At 48.4% G+C, this 9,692-nt stretch carries 9 protein-coding genes; 5 read left to right on the forward strand and 4 right to left on the reverse strand.

Features of this window, described 5'->3' with window-relative positions:
* Positions 1–485: 485 nt before the first annotated feature.
* Together groL and BM082_RS23925 are read right to left on the reverse strand one after the other, a co-directional pair.
* On the reverse strand, positions 486–2,123 hold the full coding sequence (gene groL, locus BM082_RS23920; RefSeq protein ID WP_017014491.1) for a chaperonin GroEL: 1,638 nt from the start codon (positions 2,121–2,123) through the stop codon (positions 486–488).
* Between the two features lie 45 nt (positions 2,124–2,168).
* Positions 2,169–2,459, reverse strand: coding sequence for a co-chaperone GroES (locus BM082_RS23925; protein ID WP_017007858.1), 291 nt, complete (start codon positions 2,457–2,459; stop codon positions 2,169–2,171).
* A gap of 274 nt (positions 2,460–2,733) precedes the next feature.
* On the opposite strand from BM082_RS23925, the gene BM082_RS23930 reads away from it, so the two are divergent.
* A complete protein-coding gene (locus tag BM082_RS23930; protein WP_017014490.1) occupies positions 2,734–4,098 on the forward strand; it encodes an MATE family efflux transporter in 1,365 nt (454 codons plus the stop codon).
* A 21-nt stretch (positions 4,099–4,119) separates the two neighbouring features.
* On the opposite strand, the gene BM082_RS23935 is transcribed toward BM082_RS23930, so the two are convergent.
* Entirely contained in the window at positions 4,120–4,590 is a 471-nt protein-coding gene (locus BM082_RS23935; protein WP_017014489.1) for a MarR family winged helix-turn-helix transcriptional regulator, read from the reverse strand.
* 158 nt (positions 4,591–4,748) lie between these two features.
* Between BM082_RS23935 and BM082_RS23940 the strand changes: the two genes are divergently transcribed.
* From BM082_RS23940 to BM082_RS23955, 4 genes are read left to right on the forward strand one after another with little or no spacing between them, the layout of a single operon-like run.
* Positions 4,749–5,888 (forward strand): homogentisate 1,2-dioxygenase, encoded by a 1,140-nt coding sequence (locus BM082_RS23940; RefSeq protein WP_074928890.1) that lies wholly within the window; start codon positions 4,749–4,751, stop codon positions 5,886–5,888.
* A gap of 25 nt (positions 5,889–5,913) precedes the next feature.
* Positions 5,914–6,894, forward strand: a complete 981-nt coding sequence (locus tag BM082_RS23945) for a fumarylacetoacetate hydrolase family protein (protein WP_017007862.1) — start codon at positions 5,914–5,916, stop codon at positions 6,892–6,894.
* 17 nt (positions 6,895–6,911) lie between these two features.
* Positions 6,912–7,532, forward strand: coding sequence for a maleylacetoacetate isomerase (gene maiA, locus BM082_RS23950; protein WP_074928891.1), 621 nt, complete (start codon positions 6,912–6,914; stop codon positions 7,530–7,532).
* Between the two features lie 8 nt (positions 7,533–7,540).
* Positions 7,541–9,496: an acetoacetate--CoA ligase gene (locus BM082_RS23955; RefSeq protein WP_074928892.1), complete on the forward strand. Its 1,956-nt coding sequence runs from the start codon at positions 7,541–7,543 to the stop codon at positions 9,494–9,496.
* A gap of 52 nt (positions 9,497–9,548) precedes the next feature.
* Here the strand turns inward: BM082_RS23955 and BM082_RS23960 are convergent.
* A partial coding sequence (locus tag BM082_RS23960; RefSeq protein WP_139218800.1) for an integrase core domain-containing protein occupies positions 9,549–9,692 on the reverse strand: 144 nt, incomplete at its 5' end.

Here is a 9,692-nt window from a genome sequence, read left to right on the forward strand (position 1 = left end):
TCAAGTACGAGTGCCCACACAGATTGTATAGGTCAAATTGTTAAAGAACGTTGACTTGGTCACCGGCTTAACTCGCCGTGTTCCGTGTCGATGGGGCGCAGTATAGGGACTTCCAGATTTGGCGCAAGTGGTTTTTTGAAAAAAATCACACTTTCGCACTCAAACGTTCACAAAACACCCAAAAACCACGCTTTCGATTAAAAAATACACAGCAATACAGACGATCTTGATAGATCCGAGTCTAAAAAGATGATCAGTGCTTCAATCAAATTTCGTTTATATGATGGCTTTATGACCAGAAGAGTATTGAGTAAAGCACAGCTAGCGGGTTCTGCACGGAAATATTTTTGAGACAGAGGCCTTTCTACGCCAGTAAAAATGCGGATCCTCAATATTTCGTTCGAAAAGCGTTCAATAACCTTTTCTTTATATAGAAAAAAGCCCGCTTACGCGGGCTTTTCATGTTTTTAGCTTAAACGGGATGATTACATCATGCCGCCCATACCACCCATACCGCCCATATCAGGCATTGCTGGGCCATCTTGCTTAGGCTGCTCGGTCACCATTGCTTCAGTGGTGATCATCAGGCCAGCTACAGATGCTGCAAATTGCAGAGCTGAACGAGTTACCTTAGTTGGATCCAAGATACCCATATCAATCATGTCGCCATATTCGCCAGTTGCTGCGTTGTAACCGTAGCTACCTTCGCCTGCTTTAACGTTGTTAGCAACAACTGAGTCTTCGTCACCTGCGTTCAACGCGATTTGACGAATAGGTGCTTCCATCGCACGAAGTGCTACACGGATACCTACGTTTTGTTCTTCGTTGTCACCTTGCAGGTCAACAACTTTGCTCGCTGCGCGGATAAGTGCAACACCACCACCAGCAACCACGCCTTCTTCAACAGCAGCACGTGTTGCGTGCAGTGCATCTTCAACGCGGTCTTTCTTCTCTTTCATTTCAACTTCGGTTGCTGCGCCAACTTTGATAACTGCAACGCCGCCTGCCAATTTAGCAACACGCTCTTGCAGTTTCTCTTTGTCGTAGTCAGACGTTGCATCTTCGATTTGCTGACGGATTTGAGAAACACGGCCTTGGATAGACACTTCATCACCTGCACCATCAATGATAGTGGTGGTTTCTTTAGTGATAGTGATGCGCTTCGCTTGACCTAGGTCTTCTAGCGTCACTTTCTCTAGTTCCATACCGATTTCTTCAGAAATCACAGTACCAGCAGTCAGTGTTGCGATATCTTGCAGCATTGCTTTACGACGGTCGCCAAAACCAGGTGCTTTAACAGCAGCAACTTTCACGATGCCGCGCATGTTGTTCACAACCAATGTTGCTAGTGCTTCACCTTCTACGTCTTCAGCAATGATAAGAAGAGGACGTGAAGATTTCGCTACTGCTTCTAGAGTAGGTAGCAGTTCGCGGATGTTTGATACTTTCTTATCAACCAAAAGGATGAATGGGCTATCTAGATCAACAGAACCCGACTCTTGGTTGTTGATGAAGTAAGGAGACAGATAACCGCGGTCAAACTGCATACCTTCAACTACATCAAGTTCATCTTGTAGTGATTGACCTTCTTCAACAGTGATAACACCGTCACGGCCAACTTTTTCCATCGCTTCTGCAATCAAAGTACCCACAGTCTCATCAGAGTTAGCTGAGATAGTACCTACTTGAGCGATAGCTTTAGTGTCTGCACATGGAACAGACAACGCTTTCAGTTCTTCAACAGCAGCAACAACCGCTTTGTCGATACCGCGCTTAAGATCCATTGGGTTCATGCCCGCAGCAACAGCTTTCAGACCTTCAGCGATGATGGCTTGAGCCAGCACGGTTGCGGTGGTTGTTCCGTCACCCGCAGCATCATTAGCTTGAGAAGCGACTTCTTTCACCATTTGTGCGCCCATGTTCTGGAATTTGTCTTCCAGTTCAATTTCACGCGCAACAGATACACCATCTTTAGTGATAACAGGAGCGCCGAACGATTTGTCCAGAACCACGTTACGACCTTTAGGGCCAAGGGTTACTTTTACTGCGTTTGCTAGAACGTTTACGCCTTCTAGCATTTTAGTGCGTGCATCATTGCCGAATTTAACGTCTTTAGCTGCCATTTCTCTCTTCCTTTTTAAATCTGTTCTTCAGTGATGAAATAGTAATTACTCAACGATAGCCATGATGTCGTTTTCAGACAGGATCAGGACTTCTTTACCATCAATTTTCTCCGTCTTTGTGCCGTAGCCTTCAGAGAAAATAACAGTGTCACCAACTTTAACGTCCAGAGCTTGTACAGTACCGTTCTCAAGAATACGGCCTTTACCTACGGCAAGAATAACGCCGCGGGTAGATTTCTCAGCAGCAGAGCCAGTTAAAACAATGCCACCAGCAGATTTTGACTCAACTTCTTGGCGTTCAACGATTACTCGATCATGTAGTGGACGAATGTTCATTGGTCGTCTCCTGAATTAATGTAGTGATCCATAGGGGGAAATATATGAGGAAACCACAGTCAGTGTAGTTTCCAAAGTACCTCTTAAGTGGGGATGGGTTATCTCAATCCCAAGGGGGATATTGCAAATTTTTTCCATTTTTTTGCCTAATACCTTTTGCGGCATCACATTCTATCGATTAGGGTAGCGCAGCCTTTGACGAAAGAAGGTGAACCTACTCTTTATCGACATTCCCGCTTTTCTTCCCAAAGAGAAGCAACTATCTGAGAGCGGTATGAAGGATAAACACGGACTTCTCACAGGCCCAATAGATCAAACGTTGAAAAATATGACCATCCCAATGGTGTTTGGTCTTGTTGCGATCTTGGCATTCAGTCTTGTTGATACCTTCTTTATATCCTTACTCGGCACCGAGGCTCTCGCAGCGGTCAGTTTTACGTTTCCCATTACCTTTGCGGTGAATTGCATCACCATGGGGATTAGCGTAGGCATATCAACGAGCGTCGCTCGACTGCTTGGAAGAAACGCCCTTACCGAAGCGGCGCGTGTTTCAGGACATGGATTGCTGTTGGCCATCCTTTTGGTCTTCGCCGCCAGTATGCTGGGTTTAGCCAATATTGATCCGTTATTTCGATTGCTCGGTGCGAAAGAATCACTCCTCCCTTTAATACATGACTACATGCAGGTCTGGTATCTCACCATTCCGCTTTTGGTTATTCCGATGGCGGGTAACTCAGCAATTCGTGCAACTGGCGATACAAAAACGCCTGCCAAAATCATGATAGTGGCTGGTATTATCAATGGTGTGCTCGATCCACTTTTAATCTTTGGCCTTGGCCCTTTCCCTGAATTGGGCGTACAAGGAGCCGCCATTGCGAGTGCAATCAGCTGGGCAGGCGCCTTACTTTGCTCGTTGTACGTATTAGTAAAGAGGGAAAAATTGCTGGCCTGGCCGTCACCGACAAAGATTTGGCAAGATTGGAAAGACATTCTGGCCATAGGTACACCCGCAGCTTTGTCGAATGCACTCAACCCGATCTTCGGTGCCATTTTGATGGCAATGCTTGCAAGCCAGGGGACGGCCAGTGTGGCGGCCTATGGTGCGGCACAACGCATCGAATCATTATTACTGATAGTGATGATGGCACTCACCTCATCACTCACGCCGTTAATGGCGCAAAACTTTGGTGCCGGAAACCTATCGCGCGCCTTCGAAGCTCTGTTCCGCGCAATGCGATTTTCCATTTTGTTTCAGTTAATCATATTTGTTGCCATGGTGCCGCTTAGTCACCCTATCGCCACCTTATTTAGCCAAGAGCCCGCAGTACAAGAAAAACTCTGGCACTACCTCTTGGTTGTTCCCGCAAGCTACGGTTTGCAAGGCATTATGATGATGTTAGTCAGTGCATTGAACGCACTGAAAAAACCAGGACTGGCGTTTATTATGAACCTCATGCGTCTATTCGTATTACTCTTGCCACTGGCATGGATAGGCGGCCTACTTGATCAAACCGAAGGGATGTTTATTGGCATCGCCATAGCCAATGCTATTACTGGTGTGATCGCTTATTTTGCCGCATTGGCGCTTCGCAAAAATACGCTCGTTTCAGACCATGCAACTTTCGCAAGCGGCAAGTGACTTCACCTTCCCCCTATGACATCAAGGTTCACGGATAACGCGCTCTTCCCCTTTTTGCGTTTTGGCTGACAAGCTATCCAACATCGCCAGAAACGTTTGATAATGTTCTGGCGACAGTTCAGCGAGTAACTCTTTTTCCCATTCCTTCGCCCTAGGCACGACTTTGTCGTATAGCGCGCGGCCTTTTTCTGTCAGATGAAGGTACGCTGCACGCTGATCTCGCTCATCTCGCGTCTTACACACTAACTCCCGCTTCTCCAACCCCACGAGCGTGCGAGAGACTTTGACTTTATCCAGACTCGTTTCAACCGCTAACGCCTTGGCTTTGATGCCATCTCGCGCCCCCAGAGACGCCAGAATTCGCCATTCCGGCCGTGTAATTCCAAATTCCTTCTCATAGATATGTGAAAGCGCATCCGCGACATGCGATGCCGTCTTCACCAACTTGTAAGGTAAAAAGTCATCCAACAGAAAAGGTTGCGATATGCCCATGTTCATTTCTCCCTTCTTCATTGAGATCACTTATCCACTGTTGCCCCAAATAATTGCTCTACAAACCTTGCCAATTGTTCAAAATTCGCACTATTCTGATTATAGTTTCAAATGAAACTATGTGACAACCTTTCATCGCAGTAGTATCAGGAGGACGCATGCGAAAGTGGTTTTCATTTCCTCTCAAGGAAGGCGTGACCTCTCATCAAGCACATTGTGACTTGCCAGAAGGCACGTTTGAGCGAGAGTGCGGAAAAGAAGGATTCTTTGGTCCTGCAACGCACATGTACCACCAGCATGCGCCAACAGGATGGAGTGAATGGGAAGGTGATCTGCGTCCTCATGCGTTTGACACCAACAAGGTAGAAGAAGTGGGCAATAACCCAATGGCAGCCCCTCTGCTAATGAGCAACCCCAACGTAAAGGTGCGACTCTGGCGTTGTAATACGGCCATGAAGTATTTAGCCCGAAACGGGGATGGCGATGATTGCCTCTTTATTCATGAAGGCTCGGGGTCTTTGTATTGCGACTATGGTCATCTCTCTTTCACCGACGGGGATTACATCATCATTCCTCGTTCGACCAACTGGCGAATTGAACCTGACGCGCCGGTTACCATGCTAATGATCGAAGCCACACACGGTTCTTACCTCAATAGCGATCGCGGAATTGTTGGCGAACATGCCATTTTTGACCCCGCAATGCTCGAACATGCCGCCATTGATGAACGCTTTATTGCGCAGCAAAGTAATACTGAAACGTGGCAGGTTCTCCTTAAATCACGAGATAGCATGAACCGTATAACCTATCCTTTTAATCCGCTCGATGCTGTGGGTTGGAAAGGTAACCTCACCGTATTTCGCTTGAACTGGCGAGACATTCGCCCGCTCATGAGTCATCGCTATCACTTGCCCCCTTCCGCGCACACCACATTCGTCGCCAACGGTTTCGTGATTTGTACGTTTGTGCCACGCCCCATCGAGTCCGATCCGGGCGCACTAAAAGTGCCGTTCTACCATAACAATGATGATTACGATGAAGTCATCTTCTACCACCGCGGCGAATTTTTTAGCCGAGACAATATTCACCCTGGCATGGTGACGCATCACCCTTGCGGTTTTCCCCACGGTCCTCATCCCAAAGCCTTCGCTGCTGGGAAGAAACACGCCAAGAAGGAAACGGATGAAGTCGCCGTCATGATTGACACCCGCATGCCATTAGACATGGCAGATGCCGCCAAACAAACCGAACTCGACGACTATGTTTTGTCCTGGCGCACACCGCCACGTAACGCATAATTTCAAAGGAATGAAGGAGTAAATAATGAAGCTGGCCTCCCTAAAACATCGCCGAGACGGAAAACTCATCATCGTCTCTCGCGACCTTCGCCAAGCCGTGGATGCATCTGATATCGCCAAAACACTGCAAGATGCTCTCGATGATTGGGATACCTTGTCCCCACTGTTGCGCGCACGCTATGACGCACTCAATGCCGACCATGTATCTGGCCGTTTTCCTTTCGACCCATTCGCCTGCGCCTCACCGCTCCCGCGCGCCTTCCAATGGGCTGATGGCAGTGCTTACGTCAATCATGTTGAACTTGTTCGTAAAGCACGAGGGGCCACCATGCCTGAGAGTTTTTGGACAGACCCACTCATGTACCAAGGCATGTCCGATAAGTTTTTAGGGCCACGAGAAGACATCGCCTTATGCGATGAAGCATGGGGATGTGATTTCGAAGCCGAGGTTGCCGTGATCACCGATGACGTGCCTATGGCCGTATCACCGCAAGACGCATCACAGCATATAAAATTGCTGATGCTCGTTAATGATGTGTCGTTAAGAAACCTTATCCCATCAGAGCTCGCTAAAGGATTCGGCTTCTTCCAGTCCAAACCGGCTTCTGCATTTTCACCCGTTGCCGTGACACCCGATGAGCTCACTGAACACTGGCAAGATAACAAAGTACACCTACCTCTAGAGGTGAATTTGAACGGCGAACAATTTGGCGCACCCGATGCCGGTGTAGACATGACATTCGACTTCTCAGAGCTCGTTGCTCACGCCGCCAAAAGCCGTCACTTGGGATCGGGGACGATCATTGGCTCGGGCACCGTGTCGAACCTTGATCGATCAAAAGGATCATGTTGCATCGCAGAGAGACGAATGTTGGAAATTCTGGATCTTGGGGCACCTCAAACCCCATTTTTACTCTATGGTGATAGGGTTAGCATCGAGATGCACGACAAGGAAGGTCGCTCAATTTTTGGCAAGATTGAGCAAGAGGTTGTCTCGTATGGGTAATAAAGGAAGAACTGATTGTGAAGCTCTATGACTACAATAAATCGTCAGCTTCGTACCGTGTTCGCATTGCTCTGAATCTAAAAGGCCTGAGTTACCACACTCAGGTCGTTTCTTTGTTGGATGGCGACCAAAAAGGCGACGCCTATTTAGCGCTTAATCCAACGGGATTGGTGCCAAGCTTGGTAGATAATGGCCAAGTATTGACGCAATCTTTAGCGATTATCGAGTACCTTGAAGAAACGTACCCGTCTCCTTCTTTATTACCCGCAGACCGGAGCATGCGTGCCAAGTGCCGAGCACTTGCTTACGATATTGCTTGTGACATCCACCCTCTCAATAACTTGCGTGTGTTAAAGCACCTCACTGGCCCTTTGGGACACAGTGAGGATGAGAAACTAGATTGGTATTTGCATTGGCTTTGTGAAGGCCTAGGTGCACTGGAAAAGACATTACAACACAGCCAAACCGCGTTCTGCTGTGATGACATTCCGACCCTCGCAGATATTTGTTTAATCCCTCAGCTGTTTAATGCCCGCCGTTTCGCACTCGACCTGACACCTTACCCAACCTTGAAAGAGATAGAACAGCGTTGTCAGGCCCTACCTGCTTTTGACAGTGCACACCCCGACAATGTGTAGGAGAAAGCATGTCACAACATCCTCTATGGCGTCCAAGCACCACAAGAGTCGCTAACGCCAACCTCACCGAATTCATGGATACGGTCAATCGCCAGTATTCACTCAAGCTGACCAACTATGATCAGCTTTATCAATGGTCCATCGATCACAGTGACGCGTTTTGGCAAACCCTATGGTCCTTTGCCAGCGTGGTCGGCGACATGGGTGAGCGAATTGTTGAGCGCGCTCCCGACTTCCCAAATAAAGACAGCCGTTGGTTCCCCGATGCAAAAATCAACTTTGCAGAAAACTTACTGCAATGGGCAAAAGACATGCCTAACAGCGAAGCGATTATCTTTTCAGGGGAAGATGAACACGCCACATCGATAACGTGGGCTGAGCTTGTTCAACAAACCAGTGGTGTTGCTGCATACCTAAAAGAATGCGGTGTTGAACAAGGGGATGTCATCGCGGGCTACCTTCCGAACATTGCCCAAACCGTTGTCGCCATGCTAGCTACCGCATCACTTGGGGCAACATGGACATCAACCTCTCCCGATTTTGGCGTAGACAGCGTGCTCGATCGCTTTGGGCAGACCAAACCAAAGGTTCTGTTCACCACGGATGGTTATCACTACAACGGCAAGACACACGATAACCTCGCCAAAGCACGTGAAGTGCGCGAAGGCGTAGACAGCATAGCGCATCTCGTGGTGATCCCGTTTGTCGGTGGCGCAACGCTCAATGCCGATGAGACTTGCTTTAACGCCATCTTGAAAAAGCCAGCACCCGAACTCACCTTTACCCGTGTCGATTTCGATTCACCTTTATATGTGCTCTATTCTTCTGGCACTACAGGTAAGCCGAAATGCATCATCCATAGTGTCGGCGGCATGTTGCTCAACCACCTTAAAGAGCATCAGCTTCACTCAGATGTAAAAGCAGGGGATCGCGTTTTCTACTTCACCACCTGTGGCTGGATGATGTGGAACTGGATGGCAAGTGCCCTTGCAAGCGGCGCGACGCTCATCTTGTTCGATGGCTCTCCGTTCTACCCGGATGCGGGCGTGTTGTGGCGTTTAACGGATAACCAAGGCGTCACCTTGTTTGGCACCTCCGCCAAATACCTCGAAGCCCAGGAAAAACAAGCTTATCTCCCGATGGACGAACACAAACTGTCGACGCTAAAAACCTTATGCTCGACAGGCTCTGTGCTTGCACCAGAGCAATTCGACTTTGTGTATGACAACATCAAAAAAGACGTTCAGCTAAGTTCAATCGCAGGCGGAACGGATATTTGTGGTTGCTTCGTGTTAGGCAGTCCTATTTCGCCAGTGTATCGCGGCCAAAGTCAGGTTCGTGGATTAGCGCTAGATGTTGAAGTCTTCAACAATGAAGGCAAGCCGGTTCAAGCGGAGAAAGGGGAGTTGGTCTGTTGTAACAGCTTCCCCAACCAACCTGTTGGTTTTTGGAATGATCCAGATGGGAAGCGCTACCATGACGCATATTGGGGCAAGATTGATGATATCTGGTTCCACGGAGACTACGTCGAACTCACTCAGCAAAACGGCATGGTCTTCTTTGGGCGTTCAGATGCCATCCTCAACCCCGGCGGTGTGCGTATCGGCACGGCGGAAATCTACCGCCATGTTAACCAACTCGATGAAATCATCGATTCAGTCGTTATCGGACAAGAGTGGCAAAACGATGTGCGAGTCGTGTTGTTCGTGAAGCTCAAGCCAGGCATTGATCTGAACGACAACCTTGAACGCAAGATTCGAACGACCATTCGCACCAGTTGTACACCAAGACACGTTCCTGCAAAGATCATTCCTATCACGGACATTCCGCGCACCAAGTCAGGCAAGCTGGCTGAAATCGCCGTACGCGATGTGGTGCATGGTCGCGCTGTCGCGCAATTAAGTGCACTCGATAACCCAGAGTCACTCGACCAATACAATCACCGTCCAGAGTTGCAAGAGTAACGATTTCGCACGGCGATATAATATGACCCGTCCTGATATGGGTTGACACTTTCTAAGCATAAAACGCCTGATGGACTTCATCGGGCGTTTTGTATTTTAACGCAGTGTGTGGCCGTCTTTGATTGTAGATATCTACGGACTCTGCCACCATCTTTCTCGCCTCCTCTAAATCACGTGGTTTGATAAGTAAGTACTC

Source organism: Enterovibrio norvegicus DSM 15893 (genome assembly GCF_900115495.1).
GTDB lineage: Bacteria > Pseudomonadota > Gammaproteobacteria > Enterobacterales > Vibrionaceae > Enterovibrio > Enterovibrio norvegicus.